The organism is Streptomyces sp. NPDC005803 (assembly GCF_040630435.1).
Lineage (GTDB): Bacteria > Actinomycetota > Actinomycetes > Streptomycetales > Streptomycetaceae > Streptomyces.
In genome coordinates, this window is sequence record NZ_JBEXXO010000008.1 from 285,110 (window position 1) to 299,945 (window position 14,836).

Below are 14,836 nucleotides of genomic sequence, written 5' to 3' on the forward strand. Positions count from 1 at the left end.
CTCATGTCAGGAACGACCGGTACCACTTCGGTGATCGTCGCGGGCGCCCGTACGCCCATGGGCCGCCTCCTCGGCTCCCTGAAGAGCTTCTCCGGAGCCGACCTCGGCGGCTTCGCCATCAAGGCGGCGCTGGACCGGGCCGGCATCGGCGGCGACCAGGTCGAGTACGTGATCATGGGCCAGGTGCTGCAGGCCGGGGCGGGGCAGATCCCGGCACGCCAGGCCGCCGTCAAGGCCGGCATCCCGATGAACGTCCCGGCACTCACCGTCAACAAGGTGTGCCTCTCCGGCCTGGACGCCATCGCCCTGGCCGACCAGCTGATCCGCGCCGGGGAGTTCGACATCGTCGTGGCCGGTGGCCAGGAGTCCATGACGAACGCCCCGCACCTGCTCCCGAAGTCCCGCGAGGGCCACAAGTACGGCGCGATCGAGATGCTCGACTCGATGGCGTACGACGGTCTGACCGACGCGTACGAGAACATTCCGATGGGCGAGTCCACCGAGAAGCACAACACCCGCCTCGGCCTGGACCGCGCGTCCCAGGACGAGATCGGCGCCCAGTCCCACCAGCGCGCCGCCGCGGCGCAGAAGAACGGTCTCTTCGAGGCCGAGATCACCCCGGTCGAGATCCCGCAGCGCAAGGGCGACCCGGTCCTCTTCTCCAAGGACGAGGGCATCCGCCCGGAGACCACCGCCGAGTCCCTCGGCAAGCTGCGCCCCGCCTTCGCCAAGGACGGCACGATCACGGCCGGCACCTCCTCGCAGATCTCCGACGGCGCCGCCGCGGTCGTCGTCATGAGCAAGGCCAAGGCCGAGGCGCTGGGCCTGGACTGGATCGCCGAGATCGGCGCCCACGGCAACGTGGCCGGTCCGGACAACTCGCTCCAGTCGCAGCCGTCCAACGCCATCCGCCACGCCCTCAAGAAGGAGGGCATCGGCGTCGAGGACCTGGACCTGATCGAGATCAACGAGGCGTTCGCGGCCGTCGCCGTCCAGTCCATGAAGGACCTCGGCGTCACCTCGGACAAGGTCAACGTCAACGGCGGCGCCATCGCGCTCGGCCACCCGATCGGGATGTCCGGCGCCCGCGTGGTGCTGCACCTGGCGCTGGAGCTCAAGCGGCGCGGCGGCGGTACCGGGGCGGCGGCGCTGTGCGGCGGCGGCGGTCAGGGCGACGCGCTGATCATCCGCGTCCCGGGCAAGTAGTACTCGGCAGAACACGCGACGAGGAGACGGAGCGGTGATGGTGGACGTCCCCACCCTGGTGGAGCAGGCCCGCGCGGGCAGGCCACGGGCCGTGGCCCGGCTCATCTCCCTGGTGGAGGGGGCGTCGCCGCAGTTGCGCGAGGTGATGGCGGCCCTGGCGCCGCTGGCGGGCGGCGCGTGTGTCGTGGGCCTGACCGGATCACCGGGTGTCGGCAAGTCGACATCGACGTCGGCGCTGGTCTCCGCCTACCGGCGGCAGGGCAAGCGGGTCGCCGTGCTCGCCGTCGACCCTTCGTCGCCGTTCTCCGGCGGCGCGCTCCTCGGGGACCGGGTCCGGATGTCGGACCACGCCTCCGACCCGGGCGTCTACATCCGGTCGATGGCCACCCGCGGCCATCTGGGCGGTCTCGCCTGGGCGGCGCCGCAGGCGATCCGGGTGCTGGACGCGGCGGGCTTCGACGTGATCCTGGTGGAGACGGTCGGCGTCGGTCAGTCCGAGGTGGAGATCGCCTCCCAGGCCGACACCTCCGTCGTCCTGCTCGCCCCCGGCATGGGTGACGGCATCCAGGCCGCGAAGGCCGGAATCCTGGAGATCGGCGATGTGTACGTCGTGAACAAGGCCGACCGGGACGGCGCCGACGCCACCGCCCGCGAGCTCAACCACATGCTGGGCCTGGGGGAGTCCCGCGGTGCCGGTGACTGGCGGCCGCCGATCGTGAAGACGGTCGCCGCCCGGGGCGAGGGCATCGACGAGGTCGTCGAGGCGCTGGAGAAGCACCGGGCGTGGATGGAGGAGCACGGCGTCCTGGCCGAGCGGCGCACGGCCCGTGCGGCCCGCGAGGTCGAGACGATCGCCGTCACCCGGCTCCGCGAACGCATCGGCGACCTGCACGGCGACCGCCGCCTGGACGCCCTCGCCGAACGCATCGTGGCCGGCCGCCTCGACCCCTACGCGGCGGCGGACGAACTGGTGGCGGGACTGACTGGGGAGGCCTGAGCGGCCCCGTCCCGGTGCGGCGTGCGGCCGCACCGGGACGGGAAAGGCACGGCCTCGGCAGGCGGCGACGGGTGCGGTTCCCCCGCGACGAGGGCGGGGCGGGGGCGCGCCTCCGCCCGTGCGGCACGGGGTCAGGCGGCTCCCGGTTCGCACTGGGGCTGCCGGACGCCCGCTGGGTCCCGGCCGGGATCAGAGCTTCCCGCGCCGTCCGCGCAGATGGTCGGCGACCGGGGTCAGGGCGGCGTGCAGTTGCTCCAGGGCCTCCGGCGGCAGCAGGTCCATGAAGTGCTTGCGGACCGACGCCACGTGGTGCGGCGCGACCTCGCGCATCGTCTCGGCGCCCGCCTCGGTGAGGACCGCGTACAGCCCCCGCCGGTCGGACTCGCAGTTCTCCCGGCGGACCAGGCCCGCGCTCTCCATGCGGGTGATCTGGTGCGAGAGCCTGCTCTTGGACTGCAGCGTGGCGCCGGCGAGGTCGCTCATCCGCATGCGCTGGTCGTCCGACTCCGACAGGTTGACGAGGATCTCGTAGTCGTTCATGGTCAGGCCGAACGGTTGGAGGTCCTTCTCCAGTTGGTGCGTCAGCAGCCTGCCGACGTCCAGGTGGGTGCGCCAGGCGCACTGCTCCGCGTCGCTCAGCCAGCGAGTGGCCGTCTCGGTCTCCATATATGGATTCTACCTAAGAAGTTGAAAGCCGGACGAAGTCTGGGAGTGTGACGCCCGGCACGCGCTCGCAGGCTGGGCGCAGACGTTCGACGTCACACTCCGCAGACTACCGCTCACAGCCCGAAGCGACGCTGGAGGTCCCCCAGCTGACCTGGCATGCGGGGTGCGGACCCAGGTTGACCCCCGCCGCCACCCGGGACGCCCGGCTGCTGCGGGACCGCGCCCGTCGGCTGCTCGGCCATCAGCACCTCGGTGGACTGGAGCAGCACCGTACCGGCGCCCACGAACTCGAACTGGTGCTCCTCGCCCGAGGCGCCCCCGATTCCCGTGAACGCCCGCAGCCCGCCCATTACGCCCGTCATGTAGCCGTGGTCGTAGTGGTGGCACGGGGAGGGGCAGTCCGCCCAGCCGACCAGTGCCTGCGGGTCGACCCGCAGCGGCGGCTCCATGAAGACCACCGGGCCGTTGGACGCGGCGACGAACTTACCGGTGCCGATCAGGGTCAGGAACCCCGGCACGATCGACTGCTTCAGCGCCAGGGTCGGCTGGTAGGCGAGGAGATTGCCGGACCGGATCGTCAGGTTCCCGTTGTCCAGGTCGTAGGAGTTCACATCGAAGGCGCGGTCCGCGAGCAGCATCTTTCCGCTGCCCTCGGCCACCACCCAGTCGCTCGCGTGCAGCGGCGAGTGGAAGCTCGTACGGATCAGCCGCTCGAAGCGGCCGTGGCCGATGCCGTTGAACTCGATCCGCCCGTAGTAGGCGATCATCTTGCCCTTCTGCAGGAACCACTGGCTCCCCTTGAGCTCCACGCAGAAGGTGTACGCGTTGACGTTGTCGTCCGACGGCAGCGTCATCGGGTCGAAGACCACGGGCGTGCTCACAGCTTCTCCTCCGACGCCTGGACGTACACCGCACCACTGCCGCTGAGCTCCAGCTGGAACGCCTCGCCGGAACCCCGTCCCACCATGTCGCGCCAGCCGAGCGCGGTGGAGAGCTTGTTGCGTACGTCGCCGTGGTGCGCGACGTACGCCTGCGGGTCCACGTGCACCTCGCGGCCCGGCGTGATCGGCAGCTCGATCACCCCGCCGTGCGCCATCACCGCCACCGCGCCATGGCCCTTGAGCGTGGTGGTGAACAGGCCCTGGCCGGTCACCTGGCCCCGCACCATGCCCATCACGCCGCCCTGCGAGCCCATGAACATCGTCCCCTGCTGGAGCGTCCCGTCGAAGGCGAGCAGCCGGTCGGCCTCCACGTAGAGGGTGTCCCCGGCCAGGTTGATCACCTGGATGTGGTGGCCGCCGTGGCCGAACATCACGGTGCCGCTTCCCTCGACGGTCATCAGCGGGGTCGCCTCGTTCGCCATCCGGCGGCCGATCATCGACATCACACCGCCCTGGCCGCCCTGGATGTTCGGCGTGAACGACACCTCGCCGCGGTAGGCCAGCATCGCGCCGCGCTGGCTGAACATCTTCTGGCCGGGGATCACCGTCGCCTCGACCATCTTGGAGTTGATCTCGCGGAACGGCATCAGACATCGCCCCCGATCGTGTTCCGCTCGCTGGGCTGGACGTAGACGAGTCCCTCGCCCTCGAACCGGATCTGGAAGGACTCGCCCGAGCCCTCACCCATCAGCGTCCGGAAGTTCACCCCGGACTGGAAGTGCTGCTGGAGGTTGCCCTGGTGGGCGATGTAGGCGCCGGGGTCCACGAAGAGCGGGTACTGGGCGGAGACCCGCAGGACCACCGCCGAGCCGTCCGACATGATCGCCGCCTGGCCCGTTCCCTCGACCGTGGTGGTGAACAGGCCGTTGCCCGTCGCGCCGCCGCGCAGCCCGGTGAACGTGGTGCCGGTGCGCAGCCCGGCGTCGGTGCAGAGCAGATTGCTCGCCTCGACCCACAGCTTCTCGCCGCGCAGCGATACGAGGTTGATCTCGCTCGCGCGGTCGGCGAAGTAGCAGGTGCCCTGCCCGGTCACCTCCATCACGGTCATCTGCTCGCCGGTGAGCCGGCGGGTCACCATGCCGCGCAGGCCCTCACCGCCGCCGGTCATCTTCTTGAACGTCATCCGCCCGTCGTACGCGACCATCGAGCCGTTCTTCGCCTTGACGGCGTCGCCGGTCAGGTCGACGGCGAGCGTCTTGCTGCCTTGGAGTCGGAACATCGCCACCCGGCGAAGGTAGCGGCAGAGGCGGCCGGGACAACAGGCCCCGCGGCGCGATCCGGCCCCCTGAACCGCCCCTGATACGCATCCGGGACCGGATGCGGACCTTATCAAGACGTATCCCGCGCGGAGCGGGTGGTCGCCGGGCGTCACCCGAACGGCCCCGGGCCGCCCCCGCCGCCGCGGCCCGTGACGGGCGATGCCACAATGGGGGCCGCTTGTGCGTGCGTTCACAAGCTGTCACCGTCCTCCCACCGAAGGTGCCCCCGTGGACATCAAGACCGCTACCGCCCTGCACCGGCTGCGCCTCATCTCGATTCCCGAGGCGCTCTCGTTCCCGGCGCTGATCATCTTCGGCTCGGTCCTGAGCCGGATCTCCGACATCGACTTCCTGATGATGCCGCTCGGCATGCTGCACGGCGTGCTCTTCGTGATCTACGTCGTGGCGCTGCTGGATGTCTGGAACAAGACCAAGTGGCCGCTCAAGCGCGTCGCGTTCTTCTTCCTGCTCTGCGTGCTGCCGTTCGGCGGTCTGTACGGCGACAAGGTGCTGAAGCGCTACGAGACCGACGGCGTCATCGCCGCCCGGGCCCGCCGGGAAGGTACGGTCAGCGCATGATCGTCGCCTTCTCCGTCAGTCCGCTGGGTGTCGGTGAGGACGTCGGCGAGTACGTCGCCGACGCCGTCCGGGTCGTCCGCGAGTCCGGGCTGCCCAACCGCACCGACGCCATGTTCACCTCCGTGGAAGGTGAGTGGGACGAGGTGATGGACGTCGTCAAGCGTGCCGTCGCGGCCGTCGAGGCCCGCGCCGGACGGGTCTCCCTCGTGCTCAAGGCCGATATCCGTCCGGGTGTCACCGACGGTCTGACCTCCAAGGTCGAGACCGTGGAGCGCTACCTCGCGGACTGACGCCGTCCGCGCACACGTCCCCAGCCCCCGGCCGGTCACCGGCCGGGGGCTTCGCGCGCCCCCACCCCGTCCGGGATTCGGACCGAAGTTCGAGACGGGGAGGAGCGGCAAGTTCCTCATGGGTAAGGTCGTGGCCGTGCCGAAGCCCCTCAGCCTTCCCTTCGATCCCATCGCCCGCGCCGACGAACTCTGGCAGCAGCGCTGGGGCCCGGTGCCCTCCATGGGGGCGATCACCTCGATCATGCGGGCACAGCAGATCCTGCTCGCCGAGGTCGACGCGGTCGTCAAACCGTACGGACTGACCTTCGCGCGGTACGAGGCGCTGGTGCTGCTCACCTTCTCCAAGGCCGGCGAGCTGCCGATGTCCAAGATCGGCGAGCGGCTCATGGTCCACCCCACCTCGGTGACGAACACCGTGGACCGGCTGGTGCGCTCCGGCCTCGTCGACAAGCGCCCCAATCCCAACGACGGCCGCGGAACCCTCGCCTCCATCACCGACAAGGGCCGCGAGGTCGTCGAGTCCGCCACCCGCGACCTGGTCGCGATGGAGTTCGGACTCGGGGCGTACGACGCCGAGGAGTGCGCGGAGATCTTCGCGCTGCTGCGTCCGCTGCGCATCGCCGCGCAGGACTTCGAGGAGATCTGAGAGACGCCGTTCCGGGCGCGGGCCCGCTGCAAGATCGCCCCGGACGGGCGGTTACGCTCGATGGCATGAAACGCAGTGTGCTGACCCGCTATCGGGTGATGGCTTACGTCACCGCCGTCATGTTGCTGATCCTCTGCGTGTGCATGATCTTCAAATACGGCTTCGACAAGGGTGAGGGTCTGACGCTCGTCGTCTCCCAGATCCACGGCGTGCTGTACATCATCTACCTCATCTTCGCCTTCGACCTCGGGTCCAAGGCGAAGTGGCCGATGGGCAAGCTGGCCTGGGTGCTGCTCTCCGGCACGATCCCGACGGCCGCGTTCTTCGTCGAGCGCAAGGTCGTCCGCGAGGTCGAGCCGCTGATCGCGGACCCGGCCCCGGCGCCCGCGAACGCCTGAGCCGAAAAGTCCGGCCCGAACCGCCCCGTGCGAAGCACCGGGCGGTTTGTCATCGACATTTACTAGGACGTCCTAGTAAATTGAGGGGTATGGACGCTGACGCGATCGAGGAAGGCCGCCAACGCTGGCAGGCCCGTTACGACAAGGCCCGCAAGCGTGACGCGGACTTCACCACGCTCTCCGGGGACCCGGTCGAGCCCGTGTACGGCCCCCGCCCCGGGGACGCGTACGAGGGCTTCGAGCGGATCGGCTGGCCCGGCGAGTACCCCTTCACCCGGGGCCTGCACCCGACCGGCTACCGCGGCCGCACCTGGACCATCCGCCAGTTCGCCGGCTTCGGCAACGCCGAGCAGACCAACGAGCGCTACAAGATGATCCTCGCCGCGGGCGGCGGCGGCCTGAGCGTGGCCTTCGACATGCCGACGCTGATGGGCCGGGACTCCGACGACCCCCGCGCGCTCGGCGAGGTCGGCCACTGCGGGGTGGCCATCGACTCCGCCGCCGACATGGAGGTCCTCTTCAAGGACATCCCCCTCGGCGACGTCACGACGTCGATGACGATCAGCGGCCCCGCCGTGCCCGTCTTCTGCATGTACCTGGTCGCCGCCGAGCGCCAGGGCGTCGACCCGGCCGTGCTCAACGGGACGCTGCAGACGGACATCTTCAAGGAGTACATCGCGCAGAAGGAGTGGCTCTTCCAGCCCGAGCCCCATCTGCGCCTCATCGGCGACCTGATGGAGCACTGCGCCCGCGACATCCCCGCCTACAAGCCGCTCTCCGTCTCCGGCTACCACATCCGCGAGGCCGGGGCCACGGCCGCGCAGGAGCTCGCGTACACCCTCGCCGACGGCTTCGGCTACGTCGAGCTCGGCCTGTCCCGCGGACTCGACGTCGACACCTTCGCCCCCGGCCTCTCCTTCTTCTTCGACGCGCACCTCGACTTCTTCGAGGAGATCGCCAAGTTCCGCGCGGCCCGCCGCATCTGGGCCCGCTGGATGAAGGAGACGTACGGCGCCACGACCGACAAGGCGCAGTGGCTCCGCTTCCACACCCAGACCGCCGGCGTCTCGCTCACCGCCCAGCAGCCGTACAACAACGTCGTACGCACCGCCGTCGAGGCCCTGTCCGCCGTGCTCGGCGGCACCAACTCCCTGCACACGAACGCCCTCGACGAGACCCTCGCGCTCCCCTCCGAGCAGGCCGCCGAGATCGCGCTGCGCACCCAGCAGGTGCTGATGGAGGAGACCGGCGTCGCCAACGTGGCCGACCCGCTGGGCGGTTCCTGGTACGTGGAACAGCTCACCGACCGGATCGAGGCCGACGCCGAGAAGATCTTCGACCAGATCAAGGAGCGCGGCACGCGCGCCCACCCCGACGGGCAGCACCCCGTCGGACCGATGACCTCCGGCATCCTGCGCGGCATCGAGGACGGCTGGTTCACCGGCGAGATCGCCGAGTCCGCCTTCCGCTACCAGCAGTCGCTGGAGAAGGGGGAGAAGCGGGTCGTCGGCGTCAACGTCGCGCACGGCTCGGTCACCGGCGACCTGGAGATCCTGCGGGTCAGTCACGAGGTCGAACGCGAGCAGGTCCGCGAGCTCGCCGTCCGCAAGGAGGGCCGCGACGACGCCCGGGTGAGCGCGGCGCTGGACGCGATGCTGGCCGCCGCCCGCGACGGCTCCAACATGATCGCGCCGATGCTCGACGCGGTCCGCGCGGAGGCGACCCTGGGCGAGATCTGCGGGGTGCTGCGCGAGGAGTGGGGCACCTACACGGAGCCGCCCGGCTTCTGACGGCACCACGGGGGCACCGCCGGTCACGATCCGTCATGAGGCCTCGTCGGTACGCCGACGGGGCGGCGAAGGTCCTGATCCCGGCCAGGCAACTTCGTAGAATGCGAAGGGGTGGGTGACCCGATGGGTCACCCACCCCTTCTCCTGACCTCATGGCGAAATGACAGCAGGTAGTGATGTTCGGCATCAAAGCGGCGAGTGAGGCGGAGATCGCCGAACGCAACGATGTGGCCGGTCAGGTGGCCCAAGCGTTGACGATGGCCGGATTTGCAGTCCATCAGGACATAAACCAACCGGCTGTCGCGCGGAGCGTGCTGGTCTGGGCGGACCCGGCAGAAGGCTCCGAGGGAGGAGTCTTCGTCGAGTGGCTCATCGGTCCGTCCCTCAGCCAAGCTCTGGCGGACAGTGCGCAGAAGGATGAGATGCGGTCGTCGGCGGCTTTCCGGTATTTCAGCTTTGTGACCGAGCATATGCACGCGACGTTGATCGCGATCCTCGGATCTGCGGGCTTTCAGGCTGTTGACGCCGATGACGACATGAGTCCCTTCAAGATCCGCGTGGAACGCTGATCTCCGAGGGAGGGGCCGGTCCCGTAGCGAGCGGCGGGTGCGCAGGGGCAACCCACCACCTCATGGAAGCCCGGGGCTAACCCGCGGCGGCCGCGCCCAGTCCCGCGAGCAGCAGCAGCGTGAAGCGCCGGGCCCACTCGGCATCGACGGGCTCGGCGCTGACCAGGGCCCGGTGCACCACCGCGCCGGCGATCACGTCGAAGACCAGGTCGGCGGTGAGCGCCGCCGTCGCCTCGTCCGCTTCGACGGGCAACTCCCCGCGCTCCTGCGCCCGCCGCCGCCCCTCGAGGACGAGGCGCTTCTGCCGGTTCACGATCGAATCGCGGATCCGGGTGCGCAGCGCCTCGTCGCGGGTCGACTCCGCGACCACCGCCATGAGGGCGGTCTGGGTCTCCGGCCGCTCCAGCAGCGCCGCGAACTGCAGCACCATCGCCTGCACATCGTCGGACAGGCTGCCCAGGTCCGGCAGTTCCAGCTCGTCGAAGAGCACCGCCACGGCGTCCACGACCAGTTCGTTCTTGCCCGCCCAGCGCCGGTACAGGGTCGTCTTGGCGACCCCCGCGCGCGTCGCCACATCACCCATCGTCAGCTTCGACCAGCCCAGGTCGACCAGGGAGGCTCTGGTCGCTTCGAGGATCGCCTCGTCGGCCGCGGCACTGCGCGGACGTCCCGTTCGTGAGGGTTTGGGGTGGCTGTGGCTCAGCATCCCGTGACCATACCCGCCGGTAGCTATTTTCGGCCGACCCCGTCGGCCGTGAGACAGATCACCGGGCGCTCTTGCGCACCGAGGGCGGGTGCCAGTTACGCTACGGGTCGTAGCGTAAGAACGATGGTCCGCCGTCGCGGCGCTGCGAACGAGCTACAACCACAAGGCGCCGGGTGGGGACCGGGCGCCGAACCGGGTCTTTCAGGGGCCCTCGGACCGTGTCTGTCCGTGCACCTCGCACACCGGCGGGGGCAGCGGACGGGTGCGGTTCCCGTATCGCTTTCCGGAACAGTGCGCCGAGGGGGGAGGATGTACGTATGCAGCCTAGGAACATGTCCATGAGCGGCGTCGTCGACCTCGCCGCGGTGAAGGCGGCCGGTGAGGCCAAGGTGAAGGCGGAGCAGGCCCGTGCCGAGTCCGCCCGGCAGGGCGGCCCCGCAGCCGTGCCCCCGTCCTCCCTCGTGATCGACGTCGATGAGGCGGGCTTCGAGAGCGACGTCCTCCAGCGCTCCGCCGAAGTCCCCGTCGTCATCGACTTCTGGGCCGAGTGGTGCGAGCCGTGCAAGCAGCTGGGCCCGCTCCTGGAGCGCCTGGCCCATGAGTACAACGGCCGGTTCGTACTGGCCAAGGTCGATGTCGACGCCAACCAGATGCTGATGCAGCAGTTCGGGATCCAGGGCATCCCGGCCGTGTTCGCGGTCGTCGCCGGACAGGCGCTGCCCCTCTTCCAGGGCGCGGCCCCCGAGTCCCAGATCCGGCAGACGCTGGACCAGCTGATCCAGGTCGGCGAGGAGCGGTTCGGCCTCACCGGCATCGTCGTCGACCAGGACGCCGCGGGCCCCGACGTGGCCGCGCAGGCCCCCGAGGCGCCCGCAGGGCCGTACGACGCCCATCTGGAGGCGGCCGCGCAGGCGCTGGACGCCAACGACTTCGCCGGCGCCGCCCAGGCGTACCGCAACGTCCTCTCCGACGACCCGGCCAACAGCGAGGCCAAGCTCGGTCTGGCCCAGGCGGAACTCCTGTCCCGGGTCCAGAAGATGGACCCCCAGCAGGTCCGCAAGGACGCCGCCGAGAACCCGGGGGACGTGGACGCGCAGATCGCCGCGGCCGACCTGGACCTGGTCGGCGGCCACGTGGAGGACGCGTTCGGGCGCCTCGTCGAGACGGTCCGCCGCAATTTCGGCGACGACCGGGACCGGGTGAGGGTCCGTCTGCTGGAGCTCTTCGAGGTGATCGGCCCCGACGACCCGCGCGTCGGCGCCGCGCGGACCGCGCTCGCGCGCGTCTTGTTCTGATCTGACAACACGGCCGTGGCCCCTGGCGGGGGTCACGGCCGTTTTCGCGTTCCGGCGCTAAGAGTGGGCCCTGCTTTACCAAATCTTGACAAAAGTACGGCCTGTTACTCGCAGTAAATCGATCTTCGGGATCTGTCCGAGTTCGCTCCGCATTCGTGGCTTTCGTCTGCCGGGTCGAGGCAACCCTGTGTGGCCGGTCGGTGTCGCGCGGTCGCGGGTCGGTTATCGGGCCGTTACTAGCCAGTAACGAACCCCCTTGTGTGACGGCCCCGAATGGACCACGATCGGCCACGCTCGGTCCAATAACGCCAGTCCGGCTGCCAGTCGGTGCGGTGGCTCCGTTGGGTCCCCACCGAGCGGGTCGGCGGCAGTCGCGCCGGCTCCGGACAGGGGGGTTCCTGCTGACCGGCAGGGCCTGTCCGAACAGGTTGCGCGAACGCGTGGCCAGTGGTTGTCGCTCGGGGGTGATCGCCGGTGACGCGGAGGCGGTTCAGGCCTCCGTTCGCGGGTGCTCTCCTTTCCGAGGACGTAGCACTTCTCCCATCCCAGGTCCGGCAGGATGCCAGGCCGGAGATGTACGTCCGAGAAGGAGGAAAAGTATGAGTTCCCAGGTTCGCGGTGGCACGAGATGGAAGCGTTTCGCTGTCGTCATGGTGCCGAGCGTCGTAGCCACCGCCGCGGTGGGTGTGGGTCTGGCACAGGGCGCGCTCGCCGCGTCGTTCAGCGTGTCCGGCCAGGAGTTCAAGGTCAGCGCGCAAGAGCTGAACGGCAAGAACTTCGTCCAGTACGGCAGTGTCGCGACGGGCAAGGACCTCAAGGGCAAGGACATGGCGGCTCCGGTCGCTGTGTCCGGGTTCAGCGAGGCCACCATCACCAAGATGTGCCAGTCGGTCGTCACGCCCGACCTGCCGTTCGGGCTGGGCAACATCACGCTGCAGCTCAACGCCGGTGACCCGAAGAAGGGTGACGATCCGGTCTACGCCAAGGACCTGTACCTTGACGTGTCGCAACTCGATGCGGACGCCGAGTTCGGGAACATCGACATCGGTGTGGCTGCCGGCTCGCTGAAGACCACCAAGCCCGGGAGCATAGGCATTCAGCCTGGCACCCAGGCCAACCCCTACGGGTTCTCGCAGCGGGCGGACACCGCCAAGCTGTCGAACGTGCACCAGCAGGCGTGGGCCACCACGGCTGGAACGTTCAAGCTGCCGGGCCTGTCGCTGAAGCTGCACAAGGGCGTCAAGGAGTGCTACTAAGCACTCGCCCGGGTGGCCGGGGTACGCCTTGCAGCGGACCCCCGGCCACCCACCCTTCTCTTTCTCACAGCAGTACCGGTTCCAGGGAGCTGTTTTCCATGAGCCCCGAATCCCAAGGGCAGAACGAGCACTACCTCAGCGTCTTCCGGCGGGGCTTCCGCACCTGGCGGGGTAACCGGCCGTTCTGGGCGGGCCTGTTCACCATGGCGGGCGGGGTGCCCATCGCGTACTTCCCGTACGCGAACATGCACCTCGGCAACATGACGCTGGCCATGTCCACCACCGCGGGCGCCGGGTCGCTCATCATCGGCGTCCTGCTGGTCACGCTGGGCCTGACGATGTGGTTCCACAGCATCGTCCGGGTGTTCGCCGGCGTCGCGGCGATTCTGCTCGCGCTCATCTCCATACCCGTCGCCAACATCGGCGGCTTCCTGGTCGGCTTCCTGTTCGCCCTGCTCGGCGGCGCGCTCTCCGTGTCCTGGGTCCCGGGCGAGCCGAAGACGGACGAAGCCGCACCGGCCGAAGGCGCTCCTGGCGCGGAGGCACCGGAGGGCATCTCCTTCACGAAGGACGAGCAGGCCCCGGTCCACCCCGAGGGCGCGTTCCACGGGATGGGTGTCCCCGAGCAGCAGTCGGCGCAGTACGACACGACAGTTGAGGTCGACGGCGGGAGGCATCGTGCGGGGTGACGACAGTCAGGCGAACGCCTTGGACGACGGCGGGCTCCAGGAGCGCAGAGGGCCGCGTCACGCCGCCCCCCGGAAGTCGCTGCTGACGAAGCTGAACATGCCCGCCGGCAAGAAGGCGTTCGCGCTCGCCGCGATGCCGACGGCCGTCTTCGTCGGCATGGGGCTCACCCCCAAGCTCGCCATGGCCGACGACGCCACGGACATCCCCTTCGCGCCCGGCCCCTGTGTGACCCGCTCCGACGAGCCGAGCGAGTCGGCGCAGCCGTCGCCCTCGGCGTCGAAGACGCCGTCCCCCTCGGCCACCGAGAACGCCGAGCCGACGCCGGACACGACCGACGAGGCGACCCCGAAGCCGACGGCCACCCCGTCGGCGGGCGCCACGGACGAGGCGCCGGCCGAGGAGACCACGAAGAGCGCCGACGCGCCGGCCGCGACGACGAGCCCGAGCCCCGCCCCCACGAAGTCGACGAACCCGCTCGACCCGCTGGGCGTCGGCGACGCGCTCAAGGACCTCTTCGACGGCCCGGACGAGGAGACGGCGAGCCCGTCCCCCAGCGCCACCACCGCGACCCCGGAGCCCTCGAAGTCCGCCACCGCGGAGCCCACGGACAAGGCCGCCGACAAGCCCGTCGAGAAGGTCACGGACGCGGCGAAGGACACGGTCGACAAGACCACCGAAGCCATCCGCAAGGCGGCGGACGAGGCCGGCAAACCGGTCGAGGAGCTCGACGAGGACGTCAAGGGACTCGACCCGAAGGCGGACGAGGACATCCCGGACGGCGCCAAGCCCTCCTTCCCGTGCCCGACCGCCGACCCGGAGGCCCTCGCCGCGGCCAAGCTGGAGCAGGGCATCCCGCGCCTCCCGAACGACCCGTGGATCCTGGAGAGTTCGCTGCTCACCCTGGGCGGGCTCGACTACAAGGGCATCGTCGAGGTGGAGAAGGGCGACGGCACCACGAAGAAGGTGCTGAAGTTCACCGCCTCCTCCGTCGACATCAAGGACCTCCACCAGCTGACGGTCGGCCCGCAGCCGGGCGTGACCGGCCATGTGAAGGCGCGGAAGGGCTCCACCTCGACCATCCGCGACGGCGAGGTGACGATGTACACGGAGGAGCTGAAGGGCAACCTCTTCGGCCTCATCCCGATCACCTTCAGCCCGCAGACCCCGCCGCCGCTGAACGTGCCGTTCGCCTTCTTCACCAACGTGAAGGTGACGCAGGCGGGCCAGTTCGGCGGGACGCTGACGGTGCCGGGTCTGCAGAACTACTTCACCAGCGGCAACAGCTGACCCCGCCGCCGCGTTCAGGACCACACAGCACTCGGGCCGCCCCCTCGACGAAGGGGGCGGCCCGAGTGCTGTGCCGTACGGGAGCGAGCGGCTCCTGCCGCGCTGCCTCGTCCACCAGGGCCGGAGCAGCGACGACGACCCAGTCCCGCCCAACGCCCGAGGGCGGCGCCCCCGTTTGTTTAGTATCCGGGGGGCCCCCCCGGGTGGCGGGGGGGGCCCCCGCGCGGGGACGGGCGGGCCAGGGCGCCCCCCAGGGGGCCC

17 protein-coding genes are annotated in these 14,836 nt (G+C 69.9%); 12 read left to right on the forward strand and 5 right to left on the reverse strand.

From position 1 onward, the window contains the following. The first annotated feature begins 3 nt into the window (after window positions 1-3). Window positions 4-1,206: an acetyl-CoA C-acetyltransferase gene (locus ABZ454_RS14650; RefSeq protein WP_359538049.1), complete on the forward strand. Its 1,203-nt coding sequence runs from the start codon at window positions 4-6 to the stop codon at window positions 1,204-1,206. Window positions 1,207-1,243: 37 nt separating this feature from the next. Continuing rightward, window positions 1,244-2,203, forward strand: a complete 960-nt coding sequence (meaB, locus tag ABZ454_RS14655; RefSeq protein ID WP_359538051.1) for a methylmalonyl Co-A mutase-associated GTPase MeaB — start codon at window positions 1,244-1,246, stop codon at window positions 2,201-2,203. A gap of 189 nt (window positions 2,204-2,392) precedes the next feature. Here the strand turns inward: meaB and ABZ454_RS14660 are convergent, their stop codons facing one another. The 4 genes from ABZ454_RS14660 to ABZ454_RS14675 form a co-directional block, all read right to left on the reverse strand. Beyond that, entirely contained in the window at window positions 2,393-2,869 is a 477-nt protein-coding gene (locus ABZ454_RS14660; protein ID WP_359538052.1) for a MarR family transcriptional regulator, read from the reverse strand. A gap of 113 nt (window positions 2,870-2,982) precedes the next feature. Continuing rightward, window positions 2,983-3,750, reverse strand: a complete 768-nt coding sequence (locus tag ABZ454_RS14665; protein WP_359538053.1) for an AIM24 family protein — start codon at window positions 3,748-3,750, stop codon at window positions 2,983-2,985. Beyond that, window positions 3,747-4,397 carry an AIM24 family protein gene (locus tag ABZ454_RS14670; RefSeq protein WP_359538055.1) on the reverse strand — a complete coding sequence of 217 codons (651 nt, stop codon included), beginning with the start codon at window positions 4,395-4,397 and terminating at the stop codon, window positions 3,747-3,749. The genes ABZ454_RS14665 and ABZ454_RS14670 overlap by 4 nt, the downstream gene beginning before the upstream one ends. Continuing rightward, on the reverse strand, window positions 4,397-5,029 hold the full coding sequence (locus tag ABZ454_RS14675) for an AIM24 family protein (RefSeq protein ID WP_359538079.1): 633 nt from the start codon (window positions 5,027-5,029) through the stop codon (window positions 4,397-4,399). Before ABZ454_RS14675 ends, ABZ454_RS14670 begins: the two co-directional genes overlap by 1 nt. A 268-nt stretch (window positions 5,030-5,297) precedes the next feature. Between ABZ454_RS14675 and ABZ454_RS14680 the strand changes: the two genes are divergently transcribed. From ABZ454_RS14680 to ABZ454_RS14705, 6 genes are all read left to right on the forward strand, one after another. Further along, entirely contained in the window at window positions 5,298-5,648 is a 351-nt protein-coding gene (locus ABZ454_RS14680; RefSeq protein WP_359538057.1) for a DUF3817 domain-containing protein, read from the forward strand. Further along, on the forward strand, window positions 5,645-5,938 hold the full coding sequence (locus tag ABZ454_RS14685; RefSeq protein WP_014048385.1) for an MTH1187 family thiamine-binding protein: 294 nt from the start codon (window positions 5,645-5,647) through the stop codon (window positions 5,936-5,938). The genes ABZ454_RS14680 and ABZ454_RS14685 overlap by 4 nt, the downstream gene beginning before the upstream one ends. Window positions 5,939-6,074: 136 nt before the next feature. Beyond that, entirely contained in the window at window positions 6,075-6,584 is a 510-nt protein-coding gene (locus ABZ454_RS14690) for a MarR family transcriptional regulator (RefSeq protein ID WP_356318895.1), read from the forward strand. Window positions 6,585-6,649: 65 nt separating this feature from the next. Then, the gene (locus tag ABZ454_RS14695; RefSeq protein ID WP_356318896.1) at window positions 6,650-6,982 is read left to right on the forward strand and encodes a DUF3817 domain-containing protein; all 333 of its coding nucleotides are present in this window, start codon (window positions 6,650-6,652) and stop codon (window positions 6,980-6,982) included. 89 nt (window positions 6,983-7,071) lie between these two features. Next, window positions 7,072-8,772, forward strand: coding sequence for a methylmalonyl-CoA mutase family protein (locus ABZ454_RS14700; RefSeq protein WP_359538058.1), 1,701 nt, complete (start codon window positions 7,072-7,074; stop codon window positions 8,770-8,772). Between the two features lie 176 nt (window positions 8,773-8,948). Beyond that, window positions 8,949-9,341 carry a hypothetical protein gene (locus tag ABZ454_RS14705; RefSeq protein WP_359538060.1) on the forward strand — a complete coding sequence of 131 codons (393 nt, stop codon included), beginning with the start codon at window positions 8,949-8,951 and terminating at the stop codon, window positions 9,339-9,341. A 76-nt stretch (window positions 9,342-9,417) separates the two neighbouring features. On the opposite strand, the gene ABZ454_RS14710 is transcribed toward ABZ454_RS14705, so the two are convergent. Next, entirely contained in the window at window positions 9,418-10,047 is a 630-nt protein-coding gene (locus tag ABZ454_RS14710) for a TetR/AcrR family transcriptional regulator (RefSeq protein ID WP_356318898.1), read from the reverse strand. A gap of 317 nt (window positions 10,048-10,364) precedes the next feature. On the opposite strand from ABZ454_RS14710, the gene ABZ454_RS14715 reads away from it, so the two are divergent. From ABZ454_RS14715 to ABZ454_RS14730, 4 genes are all read left to right on the forward strand, one after another. Beyond that, the gene (locus ABZ454_RS14715; protein WP_359538062.1) at window positions 10,365-11,342 is read left to right on the forward strand and encodes a tetratricopeptide repeat protein; all 978 of its coding nucleotides are present in this window, start codon (window positions 10,365-10,367) and stop codon (window positions 11,340-11,342) included. 599 nt (window positions 11,343-11,941) lie between these two features. Then, a complete protein-coding gene (locus ABZ454_RS14720; protein WP_359538064.1) occupies window positions 11,942-12,598 on the forward strand; it encodes a DUF6230 family protein in 657 nt (218 codons plus the stop codon). 98 nt (window positions 12,599-12,696) lie between these two features. Beyond that, on the forward strand, window positions 12,697-13,287 hold the full coding sequence (locus ABZ454_RS14725; RefSeq protein ID WP_359538067.1) for a DUF6114 domain-containing protein: 591 nt from the start codon (window positions 12,697-12,699) through the stop codon (window positions 13,285-13,287). Next, entirely contained in the window at window positions 13,277-14,575 is a 1,299-nt protein-coding gene (locus tag ABZ454_RS14730) for a hypothetical protein (RefSeq protein WP_359538069.1), read from the forward strand. Before ABZ454_RS14725 ends, ABZ454_RS14730 begins: the two co-directional genes overlap by 11 nt. Window positions 14,576-14,836: the final 261 nt, after the last annotated feature.